Raw genomic sequence first — 21,316 nt, 5'->3', positions numbered from 1 at the left:
TCTTGTCTGGAGGCGCCGCCGCCCGGTCAGGCGAGGCACTTTTCTGGAATACTCCCCCCGCAAGTGGGATCGGCCGGCCGAATGGCCATGTCCGCCGGGTGGAGGACCGGGGCCGTACCGGAAGCTCAGGGCGAGAACTGCCGCGCCGAGCCGCCTTCAATTCGAACATACTTGCGATATTCGAATATCAATGCCCTACTCCATCATCGCCGGCGCGCCCCGTTCCGCCGGCCACCAAACCAGGGAGGAGGTCCGCCCGATGGACACGCCAGTCACCTTCGTCTCCGACGGGATCGAGATCGCGGGCGACCTGCACATCCCGGATGGTCGCGGGCCGGAGGAGCGCCTGCCGGCCTTCATCGTGCTGCACGGCTTCATCGGCTCCAAGGACAAGAGCCATGCGGAGATCATGGCCCGCCTGCTGGAGAGCTTCGGCTATGCGGTGCTGCGCATCGACTTCCGCGGCTGCGGCAAGAGCGGCGGCAAGCGCGGTTACGTGCTGTGCCACGACCAGGTGGCGGATGCGAAGAATGCCCTGAACTGGCTTTCCACGCGGCCGGAGGTCGACCCCCGGCGCATCGCCGTCATCGGCCACAGCTTCGGCGCCGCGGTCGCGACCTATGCCGGCGCGGTGGACCAGCGCTTCGCCGCCGTCGTCTCCTCCTGCGGCTGGGGGCATGGCGCGCGCAAGTTCCAGGGCCAGCACGCGACGCCGGAGGCCTGGGCGAAGTTCACGGCCATGCTGGCCGCCAACCGCGCCCATAAGGAGAAGACCGGCGAGGCGCTGACCGTGCCGCGCTTCGACGTGGTGCCGATGGCCGAGCACCTGCGCCGCAACCTCTCGCCCAATGCGCTGATGGAGGTCTCGGCCGATACGGCGCAGAGCATGTTCGACTTCAAGGCGGAGGAGATGGTGCACTGGATCAGCCCGCGCCCGGTGCTGTTCCTGCACGGTGCCGACGACACCGTGACGCCGACCGAGCAGTCGATCCGGATGTGGGAGAAGGCGGGACAGCCGAAGGACCTGGTGCTGGTCACCGGCACCGATCATTTCCCGCTGGCATCAGGCAATACCCGCACCGCGGGGCTGCTGAAGGGCTGGCTCGACGTCCATTTCCCCGTGGCGCGCTGATGGCCCCCCCGGACGTGGTCCGCCTCGCTGCGCCGGCGCTGCAGGCGCTGGCGCGCGACATCTTCGTGGCCGTCGGCGTTGGCGCGGATGACGCGGCGCTCTGGGCCGAGACCCTGGTCTGGGCGAACCTGCGTGGCGTCGACAGCCATGGCGTGCTGCGCATCCCGCGCTACCTCGAGCTGATCGCGCAAGGCGGCATCCACCCGCGCCCCGCGATGCGGCTGTTGAAGGCCGCGGGCGCCATCGCGCTGCTCGACGCCGACCGCGCGCCGGGACCCGTCGCGATGGCGCGCGCGATGGAGGAAGCGATCGCCGCGGCGCGGCGCGTGCATGTCGGCTGGTGCGTCGCACGCGACATCACCCATGCCGGTGCGGTCGGGCACTTCGCGCTGCGCGCCGCCGCCGCCGGCATGGCGGGGCTGGTGATGACCGCTTCCATCCCGCTGATGGCCTGGCCCGGCAGCCGTCGGGCGGTCGTCTCCACCAATCCGATCGCCATCGCGATCCCGGCAGGCCGGCATCCGCCGCTGCTGCTCGACATGGCGACCGCCAAGGTGGCACTCGGCAAGATCATGAGCGCCAGGCAGACCGGCGCGCCGATCCCGCCGGACTGGGGCATCGATGCCGAAGGCGCGCCGACGACGGATGCCACCGCCGTCGCAACCCTGCTGCCGATGGCTGGGCCGAAGGGCGCCGGGCTGTCGCTGATGATCGAATGCCTGGCGAGCCTCGCCGCAGGCAATCCGGTGATTGCGCCGGCCCTGGCCGGCGCCCCAGGCACGGCGAAGGGCGGCACCGCCATGAACGGCGTTGCGATCGCGCTCGACCTCGCCGCCTTCGGCGATCCGGCGGGCTTCGTCCAGAGCGTGGACGCGCTGGCCGAAGCGGTCGCGGCGCAGCCGAAGGCCGCGGGCACTGACGCGTTGCTGCTGCCGGGCGAACGCGGCGATGCCGAGCTGGCGCGGCGCCGCCGCAGCGGCATCCCGCTGCCCGCGGGTGTCTGGAAGCAGCTCACGGCAGCGGCGACGCGGCTCGGCGTCAGTCTCCCCGCGCCGCTGGAGGGGTGATCCGGCGCAGCCCCGATATTAACGATGCGCTTTCGGATCGTCCCGGTTATGCTGCCTGCAGGCGCTGCTGAGCAAGATCGCCAAAGCAGGGAAGAGACCAGCATGAGCACCAATCGCCTGGGCCGCCGCCTGTTGGTCCTGGGCTTCGGCCTGGCACCCCTTCCTGCCACGGCGGCAGTGGGCGGGATCGGCCCCGCCCCGGCCACGCCGGCCGCCATCACGCCGGTGCAGCAGCGCCGCCCCTATACCGGCTACTCCGACAGCGACCCGCGCGATGGCGCCGGGCATGGCCGCCCCCGTACCGGCAACTCCGACAGCGATCCGCGCGACGGCGCCGGGCGCGGGCGCCCTACGACCGGCTATTCCGACAACGATCCACGCGACGGCGCCGGGCGCGGACGCCCCAGGACCGGCAACACGGACAGCGACCCACGTGATTCGCCCGGCCGGGGGCGGCCGACCACCGGACGCACCGATGCCGACTCCGGTGATTCGCCCGGTCGCGGCCGTCGCTACTGACCTCCGATCCACGCCTCTGCGATCACCTACTTCCCATGCCGGAGGCATGATCGTCATTCCGGCCTGATCCCCTGGCGCTGGATCAGGTCGCGCCAGCGGGCGATCTCGCTGGCGACGAAGGCGCGCATCGCCTCCGGGCTGGCGCCATCCGCCTCCCCATCCAGCAGCTCGACCAGGCGCTGGCGCATCGGGGGTGCCGCGGTCACCTGCGCGACCACGGCATGTAGACGCGCGATAACCTCCGGCGGCAGGCCGCGTGGCGCCGCGATGCCGACCCAGGTCGGTGCCTCGAAGCCCGGCAGCGCCGCCTCCGCCACCGTCGGCACATCCGGCAGCAGGGCAGAGCGTCGGACAGAGCTCACCGCCAGGCAGCGCAGCGTGCCGGCCCGCACATGGGGCAGCACGCCGGCGCTGGTCGTCACCATCGCCGTCACCTCGCCACCCAGCAGCGCGGTGGTGCCGGCGGCGTCGCCGCGATAGGGCACGTGCAGCATCTGCACGCCGGCCGCGGCGTTCAGCATCTCGCCGACCAAGTGGTGAGTGGAGCCGACGCCGGCGGAGCCGAAGGTGACGCGCCCCGGCCGCTCCCGCGCCAGCGCCAGCAGCCCTGCGAGGTCGCGCAGCGGGCTGTCCTGCCGCACCACGATGACGAAGGCGTAGCGGGCGACCATCGCGACGAAGTCGAAATCCACCACCGGATCGAAGGTCAGACCCTGTGCGAAAGCGGCGCTGACTGCATGGCCGCCGGTCAGCAGGCCGAGCGTATTGCCATCCGCCGGCGCCCGCGCCAGCGCGGCCGAGGCGATGTTGCCGCCGGCGCCGGGCCGCGGCTCCACCACCACCGGTTGGCCCAGCGCATCGCCCACCGGCCCCGCCAGCAGGCGCGCGATGATGTCGGCGGTGCCGCCAGGTGCGAAGCCGTGCAGCAGCCGGACCGGGCGGTCGGGCCAGGCCGCGGCGCCGGCGCGGGACGCGAGCGGCGCCGCCAGCAGGCCGAGCAGGGTGCGGCGGGCGATCGCCGTCCGGGCGTCAGACGCTCGCCGCATCGCGGAATTCCTGCGGCGCCTGCGGGCCCCATTGGCTGCGCAGCCCCTGGCTTTTCGGCACGCTCCGCGTCGGCATGGCGGCGTTCAGCACGTCAGTGTCGGTCCAATGCTCGTGCACGCGGCCCCAGGGATCCTTCCAGTAGTCGAAGACCTGGCTGCCGAGCAGGTGCCGCCCGATGCCCCAGAGATGATAATGGCCGCGCTGCCGCAGCCAGTCATGGCCGGCATGCAGGTCGTCCATGTCCTGCACCTCGTAGGAGATGTGGTTCAGCCCGGCCCGCGAGTGCCGGCCGAACATCATGACATGGTGGTCGACGAAATCCGCGCCGCGGTCGGCGCGGTTGAAGCTCGCGAGCAGCGTCTCCGGATCGTCCTCGGCATGGACATGCTCGGAGACGATGAAGCCGAGATGCCGGTGCGCCCAGGCGACCGAGCCTTCGATGTCCGGCGTGCTGAGCACCGCATGCCCGGGTCGCTTCACCTGGCAGGGGCGCGGATCGATGCGCTGGAACTTGCCGAGGCGGTCTCGCGCCCGCCCGGTGTTCAGCACGCTGTGCCGCTCCGGCAGCTTTTCCACCGTGGCGACGCCATGCACGACCTCAATGGTGAAGCCGTTATGCTCCTTGAGGCGCACGCACTTGCCGCCGCCCGGCTCGTTCAGCGCCTCGACGCCGGAGGCGCCGGCGGCCTCCCGCGCCAGGCGGTGCAGGTCGGCCTCGCTGTCGGCGGTGAAGCCGATGCCGAGCACGCGGTCGGGCCCGCGTTCGGTGATGTGCACGTGATGCGCGTCGCCGGTCCCACGCATGAAAAGCGCGGCTTCGGTGCGCGCCTGCCGCACCAGGCCGAAATCGGTCAGGAAGCCTTCGGCCTGGTCGAGGTCAGGGGCGCCGAGGCGTACCCAGGCGATATCGCGCACCCTGATGATCGGGTCCTGCATTCTTGGTTTCCTCCTCCGCTACTCGTCCCGGAATGACCCTCAGGGCGGCGGCATGAATTGCGGTGCGTGGCGCAGCACCGTCTCCGTCGTCTCGCGCAGATGCGCGGCCAGCAATTCGCCCGCCTGCTCTGGCTTGCGGGCCAGTGCGGCGTCGCGGATCGCCTCGTGCTCGGCCCGCTTGGCGGGGCCGAGCGGGCGGTGCCGCTGGGAGACCAGGCGGTAGCGCTCCATGTGGTCGTACATCTGCGCGCGCAGCCGCAGCAGCCAGCGCGAGGGGCAGGCGGCGACCAGGGCGCGGTGGAATTCGCGGTGCGCCGCCAGCCATTCGCTGCTGCGCTGCCGCCGTTCCTCCCGCGGCAGGCGCTCGATCTTGGCGAGGCGGTGGAAGGCGAGCACCAGCCCCGCCTCCCAGGCATCGTCGCCGTGGCGGACGGATTCGACGATGGCGCGCTGCTCGAACTCGATATGCAGCGCGGAGACGTCGCGGAGATCCTCGGCGGAGATGGCGGCGACGCGGAAGCCGCGATTGGCGTCGAGCTCGACCAGCCCCTCGGGCAGCAGATGCGACAGCGCTTCCCGCAGGGTGCCGATGCCGGCCTCGTAGGTCTTCTGCAATTCGGCGAAACGCAGCCGGGCGCCCGGGGCGAAGCGGCCGTCCAGGATGTCGCCCTTCAGGCGCGACAGCACGTCCTGGCTGACCAGCACGGCATCCGGTTCTGACTGCTTCTGCGTGGCGCGCGGCGGCAAGGCGGCCTCCTCTCCGATCCCGGAAAGCTACGGCCGAATTTTCGATCAATCAAGTATCTTCGAAAATATGGCCCGCCACGCCGACTGGATTGATACCGACACGGGAACCCCTGTCAGGATCCCCGTTCCGCCATTGGCGTCCGCGGGATGCGCACCGGCGTCACCGGGCGCACCCACCTCACCCTTTTCCAGAGGCGCTCGCCGCGCTTGCCGATGGGGCGAGCGTGGCGAGCTCACCCAGAGAGAGCGGCTTGGTCGGGAATCGCGTCCGCAGCGGATCGACGTCTCCGCCGGGAACCCCGCGCGCCTCAGCCAAGGTCGCGTGCAGCAACGGACCGCAGATGCGCCCCTGGCAGAGCCCCATGCCCGCGCGGGTGAAGGCTTTGAGCTGGTTGGTGCCGAGGCATCCCAGCCCCGCCGCCGCGCGCACGCTGCCGGCCGTCACTTCCTCGCATCGACAGAGTGTCACCTCGTCCACCGGCATCGGCAAAGGGACGAACAGCGCATCCAGGAAGCCACGCGGCGCCAGCTCCGCCCGCCGCCGGCGCATCAAGGGGGCCGCCAGCGCATCGCGTTGCGCCCCGCCGAGGTGGCCAAGGGCGCGGACGGCCTCCAACGCTGCGATGCGGCCTGAGAGAGAAGCGGCGGCAGCGCCACCGATACCGCCGCCATCCCCGGCCACCAGAATGCCCGGGATCAACGTGTTGCCCCAATCATCCAGCACCGGTTCCCAGGCACGCTGTGCGGCGTTCCAGCGATGTTCGCAGCCCTGAATCGCGCGAGTGACCTGGGTGTTGGGAACGACCCCATCGTGCAGCAGCAAGGTGTCCGCCGTGTGGATCTGCCCGCCGACGTGGATGCGCTCCAGGCGACCATCCCCCTCGACCACCACATCCCGTGTGCGAAACACCGGCACGCGCTGCCGGACGGCCCGCATCCAGGCGAGGCCCCGCAGCAGGTAGCCGGGGGCGGTCAATGCCCGCGGCAGGCGCAGAAGGGCGTGCGGCGTGATCCGGCTCATGTCGACGATGCCCGCGATCTCGCCGCCTCTGGCGAGGGCCTGAGCGGCATAGAGCCAGATCAACGGCCCCTGACCGGCGATCCAGACGCGACCGCGTGGACGCAAGCCGGCCGACTTCAGCAGGATCTGCGCGGCGCCCACGCCCATGACCCCGGGGAGGGTCCAGCCGGGGATCGGCAGCGCGCGTTCCGTGGCGCCACTGGCCAGGATGACGCGGCCCGCATCGACCTCATGCACGGCGTGGTCCTGCAGGACGAAGGCGCGCGGTCCGGGCTCGATCGCCCAGAGCACTGCGCCGCTGTGGAGCCCCGCACCGCTGGCGCGGAGTGCTGCCATCAGCGCGGCACCTTCGCGTGATTGCGCCGCACCCGGGCCCACGGCGTCGGGCTTTGCGGCGCGGTGCACCTGGCCACCGGGGGCGGCATTCTCGTCCAGGAGCAGCACCGAAGCGCCGTGCCGCCGCGCCTCGATCGCCGCCGACATGCCGGCCGGCCCGGCGCCCACGATCAGGATATCGACCTTCGTCATGGGGAAGCCCTCATGCCCGCGACCACCGGGACCATGCAGGCCTGTCTCGCCCCCTCTCCCTCCACCGTCACAAGGCAATCGAAGCAGACGCCCATCATGCAGAAGGGGCCACGGGGCGCGCCGCTCATCCCCGTCACCCGGACGCGGTTGATGCCCGCGGCGAGCAGGGCCGCGGCCAAGCTTTCGCCCGCGCGTGCGGGGATCTCCCGATCCTGCCAGGTGATCGTGCAGTCCGGCGGCTCGACGCGTTCAAACATGGAAGCGCCTCGGGTGAAACGCCGCAACCGCATCCGGCAGGCGTCCGGCGAGGATGCCTTCGGCCAGCGGCCCGGCATGCTGCGCGGCCAGCGTCACCGCCGAGTGGCAGACGGCGACGAAGGCGCCGGGATGCGTGTCGCTCTGCGCATAGGCAGGGAGCTTGTCGGGGGTCATGGGACGCAGCGCGCCCCAGCTTCGCAGGCTGTGCGCCTGCGCGAGCGATGGCAGTATGCGGACCGCCCGCGCGGCCATGGTCGACAGGTTCATCACCCGCGTGCGCGGCTCCGGGTCGCCGTCATCCTCGTTCGTGATGCCGATCTGCACGGTGCCGTCGATCGTCTGGCGCAGGGCACTCGCCGGCAGCGGCAGCATGGGCGGCAGCCGCTCGGTCACGATGTTCTGTCCGCGGACCGGCCGCACCGGGACATCAAGTCCGATCATCGTCGCCAACCTCTGGGTGCCCAGGCCCGCCGCAACCACGAGCTTCGTCGCCTGGACCGCGGTGCCATCGGCGCGGTGGATCTTGAAATGAGCATCCCGCTCGATCTGCACCACATCCGCGCCCGGCAGATGGGCCGCGCCCGCGGCCGCCAGCCCGGCGTGGAATCCGCGCAACACCATCAAGGGATTGATATGACCGTCCTGCGGCTGGAAGCTCGCGCCGAGGACGTCAGGGCCCAGCTTGCAGCTTGGCATGAGGTCCAGCAACGCGGCGCGGCTCAGCAGGCGGAGATCGCTGGCGCCCTGGTTGTGCATCCGGTTCACGAAGGCACGGCGGGCTTCCAGCTCCTCCTCGCCAAGACAGAAGACGAGCCCCCCCTGTGCGCGATATCCGATGTCGCGTCCGGCAAACCCGGAGAGCGTCTCCGCGAGTGCCGGCCAGGCGGCAAGCGCGTCCCGTGTCCAGCCGGCGTAGGACGGCGCGCCGTCACCCTTGCTCTGGCTCCAGATCAGGCCGAAATTCCCGCGCGCCGCGCGCAGGGCGACATCGCCTCCATCCAGCACCGCGACGTGCGCGCCACGCGAGGCGCAGCCCCATCCGATGGCGCTTCCCAGCATGCCCCCGCCCAGGATGGCAATATCGAAGATCTCCATGGGCCGCTCCGATCGATCGCTCAAAGGCGGATGTTCGCGCTGCGGATGATCTCGCCCCAGCTTGCCCGCTCCCGCTGCAGAAAGGCGGTGAACGCCTCCGGCGAAAGATCCATGGGTATGCTCCCGGAATTCGCCAGCCGCTCCTGTTGCGCGGGTGTCGCCATCAGGGCACGAACTTCCTGGTTCAGGCGGGCGACGATCGGGGGCGGTGTCCCGGCCGGTGCGAAGAGGGCCGACCAGGCACTGGCCTCGAAGCCCGGCGCACCCTGCTCGGCGATCGTTGGAACGTCAGGCAGAGCGGCAAGCCGCGCTGACCCGCTGACCGCGAGGGCCCTCAGCGTCCCTTGACGGATGAACGGGAGCGAGGAGGTTCCGCTGTCGAAGAGGAGGTCGCAGTTGCCGGCTATGGCCTCGGTCAAGGCTGGCCCGCTGCCACGATAGGGGATCTGCACCATATCGAGCTGGAAGGCTCGGGTGAGCATCTCCACGATGAGGTGCGAGGGCGAGCCCTGGCCACCGGTACATGCGTTCAAGCCGCCGGGTTGCCGGCGCGCGCGATGCAGAAGATCGCTGAAGCTCCGAAACCGCGAGTTCGGCGCCACCACGAGCAGCAAGGGGGTGATGGCCGGCAGGGCGATGTGCACGAAGTCGGCCATGGGGTCGTAAGGCACGCTTGTCAGCTGCGGCAGGATCGTGAGCGGGCCGCTGGAGTTGACGGCCAGGGTGTAGCCATCGGGTGCGGCACGGGTCACCAGCTCCGTCGCGAGGAGGCCGCCGCCGCCGCTCCGGTTCTCCACCACGAAGGGCTGGCCGAGACGGCTTTGCAGGTGCTGCGCGAGGACGCGCGCCAGCAGGTCTGTACCACCACCGGGCGGGAATGGCACGATGAGGCGGACCGACCTGTTCGGCCATTCGCTCTGCGCACGGGCGCGAGACGCGACCGATGCGGTGAGTGCAGCGCCGATGGCGGCTCGCCTCGTGATGTCCATGTCCAACCCTCGTGCGCTCGGATGCCACCCGGCATCTCGCGAGGCCGGTCTCTCAGCGCCAAGTTCACCGTTCCGTCACGGGCGGGGCCAAGTCGAAGTTGTCATCAGGTCATCAGGAGAGCTTATGGGCCGTCACGGCTTCGTCGCATTGGGCAATCAGGCTGCGCAGGGCCCCGGCAGGTGGAAGGCCGATCGCCCGGACCAAATGGATCTGCATCGCAATCGGCGCGTTGAGCGGACGCGCTACCCCACCGTGCTCGACGTGCATGAGGGCTGTCTGCTCATCAGCGACCCCGACGCCCATCCCCTGCAGGACGAAGGCGGACACGGCCGCGGTAAGATGGGTCTGCACCGTGATGCGTGGCTCGATGCCCTCACGCAGCATGAGCGCGGCGAGTTGCCCGCCCAATGAGGAGCGTGCCGGCGAGAGTGCAACGAAAGGCTGCCCGTGCAGGTCGCGCGGCGTGACCTCGCGCTTGCGGGCCAGAGGAGAGCCGCGTGGCGCCAGGACCGCCCCGCGGAGCGCATGGCGGCGCAGTACCGAGAGTGCCGGAGGAACAAACAGGCCTTCGATGATCCCGAGATCGCATTCCTGCGCCTGAACCATTCGGGCGATCTGGGGAGAGGAATAGATCAGGAGCTCGAGCGCTGTTTCCGGGGAGGTCTGCGCGAAGTTCGCGAGTGCCCGGGGCAGAAAGGACGCTGCGACGGATGGCATGGCCGCCACCCTGAGGGTGCCTCGGCGGCCTTGGCGAATCTCGGCGGCAACCGTGGCAATGCGCTCGAAGCCCATGAAGCTGCGTTGCAACTCGTCGAAGAACAGGCGTCCTTCCAAAGTTGGAACCAGGCGGCCCTTGACGCGATCGAAGAGCGCGAAGCCGACATCCGTCTCGAGGTCTTTCAACAGCCTGCTGATCGCCGGCTGCGTGCGGCCGAGTGCGGCAGCAGCTTCGGTTGCGCTGCCACTCAGGATGGTTTGGCGGAATGCCTGGAGGCCAAGAGGCGTTGGCGGTCGTGGCATTATGGCGTTCCGCAATCGGCACGTGGCATGAGCATCTCCAGCTTCATCGCGCGCTGTGGAAGCGGCGTCGGCCAATGACCGGCGATCCGGCAGCCAGCCCAGCTTACATCAGCTACTCAGCGCGCAGCCGCAGTGATGGGCTGGTCGTCCAGACTATCCGGTGGGTTGCGCCTAAGCCCCATGAAGCCGGAGACCACCGGAATCAGGTGATGGAATCAGACGCAAACAGCGCCTAGCACTCCACGACGCTCGCTGTCGCGGCGTCCCAGCGCCAGCAGGGCGCGCCCGCGATCTGGACGCCGCCGAGCCAGCGCGCCGGCGGGTGCAGCGACAGCCAGTCCACCTCCCCCGCCAGGACGGCCCGCCCGAGGGGCGTCATGGTCAGCCGCTCCTGCGGCCAATGCCGGTCCTCACCCGCGAAGGCGCCGGTGAAGACCGGCGCGCGCGCCGCCTTCATGGCCTCGACGATGCTGCGGATCATCAGGTCGGTCAGCCAGGGCAGCGGCTCCCGCTCCATCATCAGCGCGGCATAGGCCTCGCCCACGGTCCGCGGCCGCTCGGCCAGCAGTTCCAGGATCAGGCGCTCGGTCAGGCTCAGCCCGGTGCCCGTCCAGGGCAGCTCCTGGCAATGCCGGCGCAATGCGGCCCCGAGTTGGGGCAGCGCCGGAATCCCCGCCGCGGCCAGGCCAGCGAGCGGCCGTGGGTCCGGCGCACGCAGCGCGTCCCAGACGGCGCGCCCGGCCTGCAACGCGTCTTCGGAGACCGGTGCGCGCGCATCCCACAGCAGGCGCAGCGCCTCCGGCGGCAATTGCCCGAGGCCGATGAAGCGCATCGCGCCGGGATAACCTGCCGCCGAGACGAGATCGAGCCGCGCCGGCGCCGCTTCCGCGAACTGCGCCAGGCAGCGCGCCAGGATGAGCTGGTCGTAGCTGTCATGCTCGAACCAGAGGATGATGCGTTCGTAGCGCTCCGCCGCCGACCGCAGCCCCGCCTCCGCCGCGGCGAGGTCGCTCGCGATCTGCGCGCGGTTGCGTCCCACGCCCTCGCCATAGCTTTCGGCCAGGAAATCCGCGCGGCGCTCGAGCCAGTCCGGTGCATCCAGCACCGGCCCCTGGCAGAGCGGATCGGAATACTCCAGAAAATCCCCAGCGAAGCCCGCCTGCCGCAGGCTGGGCGCGATGTCGGAGCCGCAGCGGATGTGCAGCGTCGCCATGCCGCGATCGACAGCGGCATCGCCGCTGATGATGCGGTCCCAGGCATTGTCCATCGCTTCGACATGCGCCTTCAGCTTCGGCCAGCTCGGCAGGCCGAGCTCGCGCGCGATGACGAGCTGCGCCTCGCTCAGCCGCGCGAGGTCGTCGGGCATGGCACCCTGCGCCACGGCCTTCGGATGCTGCACGCGGAAGCGCTGCTGCGCATCGGCGTCGCCGGCGCGCAGGCCCTTCAGCAGATCCTTGGCGCGCTTGCGCTGCTGTTCGAGGTTGATCCGGAACGGCGATGCCGGGCGGTCGGTCATGGAAGCCCCTTCCTCGTGCCTGCGTCCGCCGGTCAGACAGGAAAGGGTGGATGATTCGTCGGGCCACGCTTCGCTGGACGTGGGCGCAGCCCTTCCCGCGGACACGGAGGCTCCGACCGAGCCGGGCCGCAGCCAATCAAATGCCGGCTCGGCGGTCAAGAATGCCGGGCGCTGGAGCAGATCCCGATCAGGTGGCATATCCCCGACCCCGGCGGCATTCCCAAGGCCGGCCTGAATGACGACACCCGGAGGAACGCCATGACGACCCTTGCGCCCGATGTGCTGGTGATCGGCGGCGGCATGGCCGGCACCGTCGCCGCCATTGCCGCGGCCCGCGCCGGCGCGGCGACGGTGATCGTGGAGCGCTTCGGCTTCCTCGGCGGCGCCGCCACCGCCGCCGCGGTCGGCCAGTTCGTCGGCTGGGAGACCGCCGCCGGGCGCCGCGTCGTCGGCGGCATCGCGGAGGAGATCGTGGCGCGCCTCGCCGCCATCGGCGGCAGTGATGGCCACAGCCACTTCACCATGTCGACCGGCCACCGCATGGACCGGGTGCAGTACGACCCCGAATTGCTGAAGCCCGTCCTGGATGCGCTGGTGACCGAAGCCGGGGCGCGGCCGCTCTTTCACGCCAACCTGCTCGGCGCCGAGCGCGAGGGTGGCAGGATCGCGGCCGTGCATCTGCTGACCAAGGCAGGGCCCTGGGCATTGCGGCCGCGCTGCGTGATCGACGCTTCCGGCGATCTCGATCTGCTGGCCGCCGCAGGCGCCCGTTTTTTGCCGCTCGGCGCGGGAGAGACGGCGCAGCCCGCGACCGCCATGTTCCGCTTCGGCCCGATCGACCTCGCGGCCTTCGGCGCGATCGCCGGGGCCGAGTTGGCGGCGCTGGCGCAACAGGGCGTGGCGGAAGGCCGCCTCGCCCGCGCGGCACTCCATGCCAGCCGGATCGCGGGCACGCGCGATGCCTGGTTCAACATCTCCCGCGTCGCCTTCGACGCCACCGACCCGATCGCGCTCTCCGATGCCGAGATCGAGGGCCGCCGCCAGGCGCTCGCCGCCGCATCCTTCCTGCGCGACCGGGTGCCGGGCTGCGACGAAGGCCGCCTCGTCGCCCTCGCCCCCGCGATCGGCGTGCGCGAGAGCCGCCGCATCGCCGGCCGCCATCTGCTGACCGAGGACGAGCTCCGCGCCGGCACTGCCTTCGCGGACCGCATCGCCTGGGGCGCCTATCCGATCGACATCCATCCCGCGCAGGGTGCCGGCCTGGACTTCGTGGAATTCGGCGCCGACCACGCCTATGCCATCCCCTTCGCGAGCCTGGTGCCGGAGGGGCTCGACAACGTCCTTGTCGCCGGGCGCGGGATCTCCGCCACGCACCGCGCGCATGCGGCGACGCGGGTCATGCCGACGGTGATGGCGATCGGCCAGGCCGCCGGCACCGCCGCCGCGCTCGCGCTGCAGGCCAATGCCGCTCTCGCCGCGACCGACACGGCCCGCCTGCAGGCGCGGCTCCGCGACGACGGCGCCATCCTGCCCTGAACCACGAAGACGACCGAGGCCCGCCATGACCCTCACCCGCCGCGCGGCACTCGCGCTGCCCATCCTCACCACGCTGCCGGCTGATGCCGCCGATTGGCCGGCGCGGCCGCTCCGCATCCTCGTGCCCTTCGCGGCCGGCGGCCCCGCCGACGGGCTGGCGCGCATGCTGGCGGAGGTTTTCTCGCCGCGGCTCGGCCAGCCGGTGGTGGTGGAGAACCGTCCCGGCGCCGGCGGCATCATCGGCACTGCCGCCGCCGCCACCGCCAATGACGGCCATACGCTGCTCTTCGGTTCGATCAGCATGACGATCGTGCCGCATCTGCAGGCGCAGCCGGTCGGCTATGACGTGGTGCGCGACTTCATCCCGCTAGGCCTCGTCGGCTCCACGCCCTTCCTCGCGGTGGTGCCTGCCGCCTCCCCGATCCGCGACATCGCCGGGCTGATCGCCGCGGCGAAAGGGGCGCGGCCGCCGACCGCCGCCAATTCCGGCAACGGCACCCTCTCCCACCTTGCCGCCGAGCTGTTCAACGCGCGCACCGGCGCGCAGATCGAGAGCGTGACCTATCGCGGCGAGGGCGTGCTGATGCCGGACCTGCTGAACGGCACCGTCGGCATGGGGTTCCTGACGCTCTCCTCCGTGCTGCCGCATATCCGCGCCGGCCGGCTGCGCGCACTCGCCGTCGCCGGCCCCGAGCGCCTGCCCGAACTGCCGGAGGTGCCGAGCTTCGCCGAGGCCGGTCTGCCCGGGCTCGAGGTCGATGGCTGGCAGGCGTTGTTCGCGCCGCTGATGACGCCGCCCGAAGGCGTCGCGCGCGTCGCCGCGCTGCTGCAGGAGGCGATGGCGGATCCGGCGGTGCGCGCCCGCATCGCAGGCTTCGGCGTGCAACCCGCGACCCGCGACCGTGCTGCCTTCGTGGCGCTCTTCCCCGAGGAGTTCACGCGCTGGGGTGAGCTCGTCCGCGCCCGCGGCATCCACGCGGAGTAGGACCGGAGGTTCCGGGTGATCGAACGCCGCTCAGTCTGGCTCTGCCGATCTAACGCAAACACGGCTTGTCGAGCATGTCCCAACCATAGGCGCGCGCCACCCGATCGACGATTTCCTGCGCCAGCGGCTGTCCATTGTCGCCGTTGGTCATGACGACCACGCCATAGCCCTTGGCTCGATGTGCGGTCGCCAGGCATCGAAATCCCCAGTTGCTACCGCCGTGTTCAAAGTACCAGCCCTCGCCTTTTCGCGTGATCGAGAAGCCGATGGCGTAAGAACCGACGCCCACTGGCGTCACCATCTCCTGCATCGTGGCCCGGGTGAGCACCGCGCTGGATTGTCCGGCCAATGTCCGTTGAACATCGATCATGAACTTCGCGAGGTCGGTCGGCGTGGTCCAGAGCCCGGCCGCGGCCTGTTCGGGATAGACGTGCCACCGTGCGCCCATGCCCCTTCCGAACGCATTGTGGCCCCGCGCAGTCAGCGTCTCGCGATCCGCCGGCAAGGGCTGTTCGAAGCTGCTGTCGGTCATGCCGATCGGGCCGAGCACCCAGTTGCGCATGATGTCCGTGAATGGAAGCCCGACCGCATCGACGAGCGCGAGTTGCTCGATCATGACGCCTCCACCGGAATAGTGGGAGACGGTGAGGGGTGGGCGAACCAACCGCACCGGGCCGACATTGGACGGTGGCTGGCCGTCGAGCATCTGCCGCACCGTGGGCAGGGGTGCTCCAGGCTCGTAGCCGGGGAAGCCGAAGCCGTCCCCGGTACCGGATGTATGGCTCATGAGTGTTCGCGGCGTCACGGGCGGACCGTCGTTGAATGGCGCATCCGGCAACGTCCAGGATGTCAGGATGGTGTTGATGTCCTGGTCCAGGCCGAACCTGCCGGTCTCAACGGCCTTGAGCGACGCCATGGCCGCGACCGCTTTGCTGATGGACGCAGCCTGGTACCGCGTTTCGTTGGTGGCGGGCGCACCGGTTTCGACATCCGCCACACCCCAGGACTTCGCCCAGTGGACCGCAAAGTCCTGGATCACGGCGATGCCGAGGCCGGGCACGCCGTAATAGGCCATGACCTCTGGGATCGTGAGTGGATCGGCGCCCTGGCGATTGGGCGATTGAGGCCCTTCGATGTCTGCGATCATTCGGAAGCGCTGCCTCCTCAACGCCAGCCCAATGCGCTGGGCGGTCACGGCAGGATGTGAGTCCAATGGGTCGCAGAGACCGAATTGGCCCCCGCGCACAGCATACGCGCGACGGGCTCCACCTCGCCAGTGACGTGACCTCCACGAATTGGGCGGTGTTCAACGATGCCAAATGCCGATTCAGCTCAGCCGGGTGGCCGCCGCTGCGCCGCCTCGCGCGCATAGAACCGCTCCACCTCCGCCCGGCTAATGTCCTCATCGGTCAGCGCTTCCGGGACGATGAGGACCACCGCCGGCTGGTCCTGCCGCCGCATCGTGTGGGCCATGCTGTAGAGCGTCCAGATCCAGGGATAGCCGAGGTCCGGCAGCCCGAAGCGCCGCGGCTCCATGCAGAGGTCGCACACCGAGACATCCAGCACGATCCCAGACAGCTGCGACAGCGTCTTCTCCAGGCCAGACCGATACCGATAGGCGTCGACGCTCGACAGGATGCTGGTGCCCGCGAAGAGGGCGACCATGGTCAGGGACAGGCCCCGCAGGGATCCACCAAGCCAGTCAAGCCCACGCCGCGGCCAGGACCAGCGCCGCTGGTCCAGCAGCAGCGGCGCCATGGCGATGAGGATCGACAGGCCGACCGTGTAGACGCGCGACGGATAGGCGTACTGGAACAGCCTGGTCCGCAGATAGAGGCCCTGCCCCACCAGCAGCAACGCGACAGGCAGCACGAAGGCCGCGGCCGCGAGGGCGATGACGATCACCGGCCGGTGCTGGAACAGCCGGATCGCGACCAGGCTCAGCAGCAACTGGCCGCCCAACAGGGCGGCCAGTACGATGACATGGGCATTCAGGACATCGCCGCCGCTCGGCTCCGGGTTGACCAGGTAGAAGCCGATCTGGAACAGCGGCCCGAAGCAGAGCAGACCGAGCGTCGTTCGCCTGACCCAGCCCGCGCTGCCATCCTGTGCGCCGCTCCGGCGCGCGGCCAGCGCCAGGACGATGTTGGACAGGACGATGGTCTCGTAGCTCGCCACCAGGAAGAAGGCGGCCGCCAGCCGCTTCCATCCCTTCGGATCATCGGCGGGATGCAGAGTGTAGAGCGTGAACAGCGTCGTCAGGGCGAGGGCGAAGAGCAGCTCGGTCACCGGGAAATTCGCCAGCAGCAGGGTGCCCGACAGGAAGACCGCCAGCAGGGCATGGCGCAGCGCGTCATCCAGGCCCGAGCGGCAGATGGCCACCACCGGCACTAGGATCAGCGCATAGACGGCAGCGCCGAACAGCATCGTGCCCGGCACCACGGCGTCGGGGTCGATCAGTCCCAGCAGCCGCAGCGCGCCGGTCGACCACATCACGGCAAAGAAGCGGCGCGGCGTCGGCTGCGGGAACCAGAACGGGTCGAGCAGCGGCTGGACGACGAAATTGGCACCGTCCAGAAAAAGCTGGCGGCCGGACCAGATGCTGAGGAGGAGCACCGCGGCGATCGCAAGCGCGCGCGCCCACGCCTGGTCGCGCGATGGCATCCCATTCATTGGCATGCGTCCCGGCTTGTGTGTCGGACTAGTTTCGCGCGGCAGACCGTGGCCTGGCTGGAGCGTGATGACTTGAGGCGGAATCGCCGAAAAGTCTGAATCACGCAAGCAAACATAGCGTTAGGGCGCGATCGCTTGAGGGTGCACTAACCGAAAAGTGTGAATCACGCGATCCAGCAAAGTGGCTGGACCGTGATCGGTTCCACTTGAACCGAGCATGGTTTAGCGGCGTGTGGTGCTGCAGGCGTCGGCCTTGCGCAGCGCTGCCTGCAGCACCGCGTAGATCCGCGGATCAGCCGATTGCGCGACGTTGAAGCGCAGGAAGCTCTTGGCCGTCTGCGACAGGCTGAAGGCATTGCCGGGCGCGAGCACGATGTTCTCGGCGAGCGCATGGCGGGCGATCTCAGCAGCGTCGATCCCTTCCGGCAGCCGGCACCACAGGAAGATGCCGGCCGATGGCTCGATCGCAGGCAGGATCCCGATCGGCTTCAGCCGCGCCGCGGTCTCCGCCATGGCACGGGCCAGGCGCTGGCGCAGCGCCTCCATGTGCTTGCGGTAGCTGCCATCCTGCAGCAGCGCCAGCACCAGCTCGGCCGAAAGCCGCCCGCCGCCGAAACTGGTGGCGATCCGAAGATCGGCGAGGCCTTCGATCCAATCGGGCCTTGCCGCGATGAAGCCGCAGCGCACCGAGGCCGAGAGCGTTTTCGAGAAGCTACCGATATGGACGACGCGCCGCAGCCCGTCGAAGGCGGCGAGCCTGGGCGCAGGCGCCACCTCGAAATCCGCGAAGATGTCGTCCTCGACGATGGTGAGGCCCGCCTCCTCGGCGAGCTTCAGCACGCGATGCGCGGTGACCGGCGAAAGCGTGGCGCCGGTCGGGTTGTGGAGCGCGGCATTGGTGATGTAGAGGCGCGGCCGATGCTCGGCGAGCGCCTGGGCGAAAAGCGCGGTATCCGGCCCGGTCGCCGTATAGGGAACGCCGACCACCTTCGCCCGGTGCGCGCGCAGCAGGGCATGGAAGTTGAAGTAGCAGGGGTCGTCGACCAGGACGGCGTCGCCAGGCTCGATCAGGAAGCGGCAGACGAGGTCGATCGCCTGCGTCCCTGATTCCGTCAGCATGATCTGCGCGGGCGGCACCTCGATGCCATGCGCGCTCATGCGCCGGGCGAGAAGTGCCCGCAGCGGCGCGAGGCCGAGGGGTGAGCCGTAATCGGCGAGCGCCGCGTCCCCGGCCCGGGAGAGGGTCCTGAGCGCCCGGCGGATCGCCGCCTGCGGCATCCAGGATGCCGGCAGCCAGCCGCAGCCGGGCTTCAGCACCTCCTCCCCCGCTTCCAGCGACTGGCGTGAGATCCAGAGGGGATCGACCGCCCGGTCGAGCCGCGGTCCGATCTCCGCCAGCGACAGCGGTGCGAGCGGGGCCGCGACGTAGAAGCCCGAGCCGGCGCGCGCGCGGATGGCGCCTTCCGCCGCCAGCCGCTCATAGGCTTCGACGACGGTCGATTTGGAGACCCGCATCGCCACGGCGAAGGCGCGGATGGAGGGCAGCCGCGCACCGGGCGTCAGGCTGCGCGTGGCGATCCGCTGCCGGATCGCCGCCATGACGGTGGCGGTCAGCGTCACGCCGGCGACCGCCGTTCCTGCATCCATCCGTACCGCCTCCTCGACCATGACAGTTCGACCGGATTGTATGGCACCATCCCTGGCATGGCCACGGCCTGCAGCCGATACCGGACGGGGCGGAAAGCGAGGCCGGGATGGACAGGACGACGGGTGGATGGATCAACGGGCTGCTCGGCGTGCTGATCTTCAGCGGATCGCTGCCGGCGACGCGGGCCGCGGTGATGGATTTCGATCCGGTGTTCCTGACCGCGGCGCGCGCCGCCCTGGCCGGCCTGCTGGCGCTCGGCCTGCTCGCGGCCTTCGGCGGGAAGCGGCCGGAGCGCGGCGACCTCCTGCCGCTTGCCATCGTGGCGCTCGGCGTCGTCCTCGGCTTCCCCTTGCTGACCGCGCTGGCGCTCGCGCACATCACCTCGGCGCATTCCATCGTCTTCGTCGGGCTGCTGCCGCTGGCGACCGCGGGCTTCGGCGTGCTGCGCGGGGGCGAGCGTCCGCGGCCGGGTTTTTGGCTGTTCTCCTGCCTGGGCAGCGCCCTGGTCGCGGGCTTCGCCCTGGCGCGGGGGCCGGGGGGCGCCGCGGCCGGCGACCTCCTGATGCTGGCCGCGATCCTCGTCTGCGGCCTTGGCTATGCCGAGGGCGGCAGGCTGTCGCGCCGGCTCGGCGGCTGGCAAGTCATCTCCTGGGCGCTGGTGCTGTCACTGCCGGTGGCGGCGGGGCTGGCGCTGCTCACCCTGCCGCCCGGCTTCGCCGGCATAGGCGGGCCCGCCTGGATCGGACTCGCCTATGTCTCGCTGTTCAGCATGCTGATCGGCTTCATCTTCTGGTATCGCGGGCTGGCGCAGGGCGGCATTGCCGCGGTCGGCCAGCTCCAACTGCTCCAGCCCTTCTTCGGCCTGACGCTCGCCGCCCTGCTGCTGCACGAGCAGGTCAGCCCGGCCATGCTGGCCGTCACGGCCGCCGTCGTGCTGTGCGTCGCGGGCGCCAGACGCTTCGCGTCCTGAGCCAGGGCACCGCGACCGGATGGCCGGCCCGCGCGGAAAGCGTTCACCCCGGGCGCCTGTCCGGTCTATCAAGGGTCGTGCTCACGCCCAGTCCTTCGAAGACGCAGAGGTCCATGTTATGAACGCGACGCGACGCAGGCTGATCTGTGCCGGTGTGCTGCCGGCGGTCCTTCCCGCCGCGGCCATGGCCTTTCGCTACGAGGCACCCGGCGTCGATGATGCAGCGGCGCTCGCCGCGCGCTGCCCGTCCGATGCGGCGCTGTCCAATGCGGATGTCGCCGCGCTCCGGCAGGCTCATGCACAGCACGCGGTCACCGCGGAGCAGCAGAAGATGATGGAGGAAGGCGCCCGCTGCCCGATCTGCGGCTGCCCGCCGGTCTCGCTCGCCGAGCCGGCCAAGGGGCTTCTCTAAAGCGTGATGCCTTGAGGCGGAATTGCCGAAAGGTCTGAATCACGCGATCAAACGCAGTAGCAGAGCATGATGCGTGAGCGTATGCGAGCGCACCATGCTCCAGCGGATCTTTCGTCCGCCCGGGAGCGACGTCAGGTCGTTGTCATGAAAGACGCGGATACTGACGCCCGTCCGCCCGGGCCCGGCGGCAGGCAATCCATCCGGGAGGTCACGCGCATGTCCCGCTTCCTCGCCATCTCCGGCGCCGCGATCCTCGCGCTGGTCCTGGTTGGCGGGATGCCGGCGCTGCTGCGCCGGGCGCCGCCGGCCGTCTCCGCCCTGGTCATGCCGCCGGTCGTTCCAGGGGCGCGCGGCCATGATCCCTGCGAGGACGGCTGCGCGCCCCCGCTGGCCTGGCTGGACGACGGCTGGGCGCTGCTGTCCGACTGGCCCGGCCGCGCCGAGCTCCGCGCCGATGGCCGGCGGGGGAAGCCAGCGACCCGGCTCTGACTACCTTCGCGGCGGTCGCGGCATCGGCCATCATCGCCGCCCGGCAGGCATGCCCGCGCCGGCCCTGCTGCCGGAGCTGCCGTGACGATCCGCCCGATCCTGCGTTTCCCTGACCCGCGCCTGCGCATCCCCGCAGCCCCGGTGCGCGATTTCGACGCGGCGCTCCGGTCGCTGGCCGCCGATCTGCTGGACACGCTGCGCGCGGCGCCGGGCATCGGGATTACGGCGCCGCATATCGGCGTCGCGCAGCGGCTGGTGGTGCTGGAGCTCTCCGCCCTCGATGGCGTCCGGACCTATGTCAATCCGGAGATCGTCTGGGCCTCGGCCGAGATGGCCCGGCATCCGGAGGGCAGCATCGCCATGCCGGGCGTGACCGAGGAGGTCGAGCGCCCCGCTTGCGTGCATCTGCGGTACCGCGACCTTGATGGCGCGGAGCAGATGGAGGAAGCGGAGGGCCTGCTGGCCGTCTGCCACCAGCATGAGATCGACCAGCTCGACGGCGTCTTCTGGATCCAGCGCCTTTCGCGCCTGAAGCGGGACCGGCTGGTCAAGCGCTACGGGAAGCTGGCGCGGGCGCCCTGACGGCCGCAGCGTGCCGCCGCCGCGCCCTGAGCCGCCCTGGCCCGGCGCTGCCATCCTGCCGATGGTCGGCTGGGCGTCGCGGCGTGGCGAGGCAAAGTCTTCAACCGCAGGGTTGTGGTCCTGGAAAGGAACCGAGGGCTAGGCT

General features: G+C 70.4%; 21 protein-coding genes. 9 read left to right on the top strand and 12 right to left on the bottom strand.

What is annotated here, in order from left to right:
* Positions 1-190 precede the first annotated feature (190 nt).
* The 3 genes from GXW71_RS05435 to GXW71_RS05425 all read left to right on the top strand — a co-directional run bounded on the left by GXW71_RS05435 (position 191) and on the right by GXW71_RS05425 (position 2,718).
* Entirely contained in the window at positions 191-1,132 is a 942-nt protein-coding gene (locus GXW71_RS05435; protein ID WP_281417285.1) for an alpha/beta hydrolase, read from the top strand.
* Positions 1,132-2,199 (top strand): Ldh family oxidoreductase, encoded by a 1,068-nt coding sequence (locus tag GXW71_RS05430; RefSeq protein ID WP_211851394.1) that lies wholly within the window; start codon positions 1,132-1,134, stop codon positions 2,197-2,199. Before GXW71_RS05435 ends, GXW71_RS05430 begins: the two co-directional genes overlap by 1 nt.
* A 102-nt stretch (positions 2,200-2,301) precedes the next feature.
* Positions 2,302-2,718: a hypothetical protein gene (locus tag GXW71_RS05425; RefSeq protein WP_211851393.1), complete on the top strand. Its 417-nt coding sequence runs from the start codon at positions 2,302-2,304 to the stop codon at positions 2,716-2,718.
* A gap of 53 nt (positions 2,719-2,771) precedes the next feature.
* Here the strand turns inward: GXW71_RS05425 and GXW71_RS05420 are convergent, their stop codons facing one another.
* The 9 genes from GXW71_RS05420 to GXW71_RS05380 form a co-directional block, all read right to left on the bottom strand.
* On the bottom strand, positions 2,772-3,764 hold the full coding sequence (locus tag GXW71_RS05420) for a tripartite tricarboxylate transporter substrate binding protein (protein ID WP_211851392.1): 993 nt from the start codon (positions 3,762-3,764) through the stop codon (positions 2,772-2,774).
* A complete protein-coding gene (locus GXW71_RS05415) occupies positions 3,748-4,701 on the bottom strand; it encodes a VOC family protein (protein WP_211851391.1) in 954 nt (317 codons plus the stop codon). The genes GXW71_RS05420 and GXW71_RS05415 overlap by 17 nt, the downstream gene beginning before the upstream one ends.
* Positions 4,702-4,740: 39 nt before the next feature.
* The gene (locus tag GXW71_RS05410) at positions 4,741-5,448 is read right to left on the bottom strand and encodes an FCD domain-containing protein (RefSeq protein WP_211851390.1); all 708 of its coding nucleotides are present in this window, start codon (positions 5,446-5,448) and stop codon (positions 4,741-4,743) included.
* A 178-nt stretch (positions 5,449-5,626) separates the two neighbouring features.
* Positions 5,627-6,997, bottom strand: coding sequence for an NAD(P)/FAD-dependent oxidoreductase (locus GXW71_RS05405; RefSeq protein ID WP_211851389.1), 1,371 nt, complete (start codon positions 6,995-6,997; stop codon positions 5,627-5,629).
* Positions 6,994-7,254 carry a (2Fe-2S)-binding protein gene (locus tag GXW71_RS05400; protein ID WP_211851388.1) on the bottom strand — a complete coding sequence of 87 codons (261 nt, stop codon included), beginning with the start codon at positions 7,252-7,254 and terminating at the stop codon, positions 6,994-6,996. Before GXW71_RS05400 ends, GXW71_RS05405 begins: the two co-directional genes overlap by 4 nt.
* A complete protein-coding gene (locus GXW71_RS05395) occupies positions 7,247-8,350 on the bottom strand; it encodes an NAD(P)/FAD-dependent oxidoreductase (protein WP_211851387.1) in 1,104 nt (367 codons plus the stop codon). The genes GXW71_RS05400 and GXW71_RS05395 overlap by 8 nt, the downstream gene beginning before the upstream one ends.
* A gap of 20 nt (positions 8,351-8,370) precedes the next feature.
* Positions 8,371-9,339: a Bug family tripartite tricarboxylate transporter substrate binding protein gene (locus GXW71_RS05390; protein ID WP_211851386.1), complete on the bottom strand. Its 969-nt coding sequence runs from the start codon at positions 9,337-9,339 to the stop codon at positions 8,371-8,373.
* A 112-nt stretch (positions 9,340-9,451) separates the two neighbouring features.
* Complete coding sequence (locus GXW71_RS05385) at positions 9,452-10,360, bottom strand: LysR substrate-binding domain-containing protein (protein ID WP_211851385.1); 909 nt, start codon at positions 10,358-10,360, stop codon at positions 9,452-9,454.
* A 232-nt stretch (positions 10,361-10,592) separates the two neighbouring features.
* Positions 10,593-11,876 carry a DUF1835 domain-containing protein gene (locus GXW71_RS05380; protein WP_246526307.1) on the bottom strand — a complete coding sequence of 428 codons (1,284 nt, stop codon included), beginning with the start codon at positions 11,874-11,876 and terminating at the stop codon, positions 10,593-10,595.
* A 258-nt stretch (positions 11,877-12,134) separates the two neighbouring features.
* Here GXW71_RS05380 and GXW71_RS05375 point away from each other — a divergent pair, with 258 nt between their 5' ends.
* A complete protein-coding gene (locus tag GXW71_RS05375; RefSeq protein WP_211851384.1) occupies positions 12,135-13,412 on the top strand; it encodes an FAD-dependent oxidoreductase in 1,278 nt (425 codons plus the stop codon).
* A gap of 25 nt (positions 13,413-13,437) precedes the next feature.
* Positions 13,438-14,397 (top strand): Bug family tripartite tricarboxylate transporter substrate binding protein, encoded by a 960-nt coding sequence (locus GXW71_RS05370; RefSeq protein ID WP_211851383.1) that lies wholly within the window; start codon positions 13,438-13,440, stop codon positions 14,395-14,397.
* Between the two features lie 49 nt (positions 14,398-14,446).
* Here GXW71_RS05370 and GXW71_RS05365 read toward each other — a convergent pair whose 3' ends face one another.
* From GXW71_RS05365 to GXW71_RS05355, 3 genes are all read right to left on the bottom strand, one after another.
* Positions 14,447-15,544, bottom strand: a complete 1,098-nt coding sequence (locus GXW71_RS05365; RefSeq protein WP_211851382.1) for a serine hydrolase domain-containing protein — start codon at positions 15,542-15,544, stop codon at positions 14,447-14,449.
* Between the two features lie 185 nt (positions 15,545-15,729).
* Positions 15,730-17,070: a hypothetical protein gene (locus GXW71_RS05360; protein ID WP_211851381.1), complete on the bottom strand. Its 1,341-nt coding sequence runs from the start codon at positions 17,068-17,070 to the stop codon at positions 15,730-15,732.
* A 222-nt stretch (positions 17,071-17,292) separates the two neighbouring features.
* On the bottom strand, positions 17,293-18,717 hold the full coding sequence (locus tag GXW71_RS05355) for an aminotransferase-like domain-containing protein (protein ID WP_211851380.1): 1,425 nt from the start codon (positions 18,715-18,717) through the stop codon (positions 17,293-17,295).
* A gap of 107 nt (positions 18,718-18,824) precedes the next feature.
* Between GXW71_RS05355 and GXW71_RS05350 the strand changes: the two genes are divergently transcribed.
* The 4 genes from GXW71_RS05350 (at position 18,825) to GXW71_RS05335 (ending at position 21,171) form a co-directional block, all read left to right on the top strand.
* Complete coding sequence (locus tag GXW71_RS05350; RefSeq protein ID WP_211851379.1) at positions 18,825-19,688, top strand: DMT family transporter; 864 nt, start codon at positions 18,825-18,827, stop codon at positions 19,686-19,688.
* Positions 19,689-19,806: 118 nt separating this feature from the next.
* Positions 19,807-20,100, top strand: a complete 294-nt coding sequence (locus GXW71_RS05345; RefSeq protein ID WP_211851378.1) for a hypothetical protein — start codon at positions 19,807-19,809, stop codon at positions 20,098-20,100.
* Between the two features lie 216 nt (positions 20,101-20,316).
* Complete coding sequence (locus GXW71_RS05340) at positions 20,317-20,589, top strand: hypothetical protein (protein ID WP_211851377.1); 273 nt, start codon at positions 20,317-20,319, stop codon at positions 20,587-20,589.
* Between the two features lie 81 nt (positions 20,590-20,670).
* Positions 20,671-21,171, top strand: coding sequence for a peptide deformylase (locus GXW71_RS05335; protein ID WP_211851376.1), 501 nt, complete (start codon positions 20,671-20,673; stop codon positions 21,169-21,171).
* The last annotated feature ends 145 nt before the right edge of the window (positions 21,172-21,316 follow it).

The sequence above is a fragment of the Plastoroseomonas hellenica genome (genome assembly GCF_018129085.1).
GTDB classification, from domain to species: domain Bacteria; phylum Pseudomonadota; class Alphaproteobacteria; order Acetobacterales; family Acetobacteraceae; genus Plastoroseomonas; species Plastoroseomonas hellenica.
Note: the sequence above shows the minus strand (reverse complement) of the source record. Positions and strands in the feature narration are given on the sequence as shown.

Coding starts and splice junctions, on each gene's coding strand:
- GXW71_RS05375 (WP_211851384.1), top strand. CDS start 12,135: ATGACGACCCTTGCGCCCGATGTGCTGGTGATCGGCGGCGGCATGGCC.
- GXW71_RS05405 (WP_211851389.1), bottom strand. CDS start 6,997: ATGACGAAGGTCGATATCCTGATCGTGGGCGCCGGGCCGGCCGGCATG.
- GXW71_RS05360 (WP_211851381.1), bottom strand. CDS start 17,070: ATGAATGGGATGCCATCGCGCGACCAGGCGTGGGCGCGCGCGCTTGCG.
- GXW71_RS05365 (WP_211851382.1), bottom strand. CDS start 15,544: ATGATCGCAGACATCGAAGGGCCTCAATCGCCCAATCGCCAGGGCGCC.
- GXW71_RS05430 (WP_211851394.1), top strand. CDS start 1,132: ATGGCCCCCCCGGACGTGGTCCGCCTCGCTGCGCCGGCGCTGCAGGCG.
- GXW71_RS05395 (WP_211851387.1), bottom strand. CDS start 8,350: ATGGAGATCTTCGATATTGCCATCCTGGGCGGGGGCATGCTGGGAAGC.
- GXW71_RS05340 (WP_211851377.1), top strand. CDS start 20,317: ATGTCCCGCTTCCTCGCCATCTCCGGCGCCGCGATCCTCGCGCTGGTC.
- GXW71_RS05420 (WP_211851392.1), bottom strand. CDS start 3,764: ATGCGGCGAGCGTCTGACGCCCGGACGGCGATCGCCCGCCGCACCCTG.
- GXW71_RS05435 (WP_281417285.1), top strand. CDS start 191: ATGCCCTACTCCATCATCGCCGGCGCGCCCCGTTCCGCCGGCCACCAA.
- GXW71_RS05390 (WP_211851386.1), bottom strand. CDS start 9,339: ATGGACATCACGAGGCGAGCCGCCATCGGCGCTGCACTCACCGCATCG.
- GXW71_RS05425 (WP_211851393.1), top strand. CDS start 2,302: ATGAGCACCAATCGCCTGGGCCGCCGCCTGTTGGTCCTGGGCTTCGGC.
- GXW71_RS05345 (WP_211851378.1), top strand. CDS start 19,807: ATGAACGCGACGCGACGCAGGCTGATCTGTGCCGGTGTGCTGCCGGCG.
- GXW71_RS05385 (WP_211851385.1), bottom strand. CDS start 10,360: ATGCCACGACCGCCAACGCCTCTTGGCCTCCAGGCATTCCGCCAAACC.
- GXW71_RS05380 (WP_246526307.1), bottom strand. CDS start 11,876: ATGACCGACCGCCCGGCATCGCCGTTCCGGATCAACCTCGAACAGCAG.
- GXW71_RS05355 (WP_211851380.1), bottom strand. CDS start 18,717: ATGGATGCAGGAACGGCGGTCGCCGGCGTGACGCTGACCGCCACCGTC.
- GXW71_RS05415 (WP_211851391.1), bottom strand. CDS start 4,701: ATGCAGGACCCGATCATCAGGGTGCGCGATATCGCCTGGGTACGCCTC.
- GXW71_RS05400 (WP_211851388.1), bottom strand. CDS start 7,254: ATGTTTGAACGCGTCGAGCCGCCGGACTGCACGATCACCTGGCAGGAT.
- GXW71_RS05370 (WP_211851383.1), top strand. CDS start 13,438: ATGACCCTCACCCGCCGCGCGGCACTCGCGCTGCCCATCCTCACCACG.
- GXW71_RS05350 (WP_211851379.1), top strand. CDS start 18,825: ATGGACAGGACGACGGGTGGATGGATCAACGGGCTGCTCGGCGTGCTG.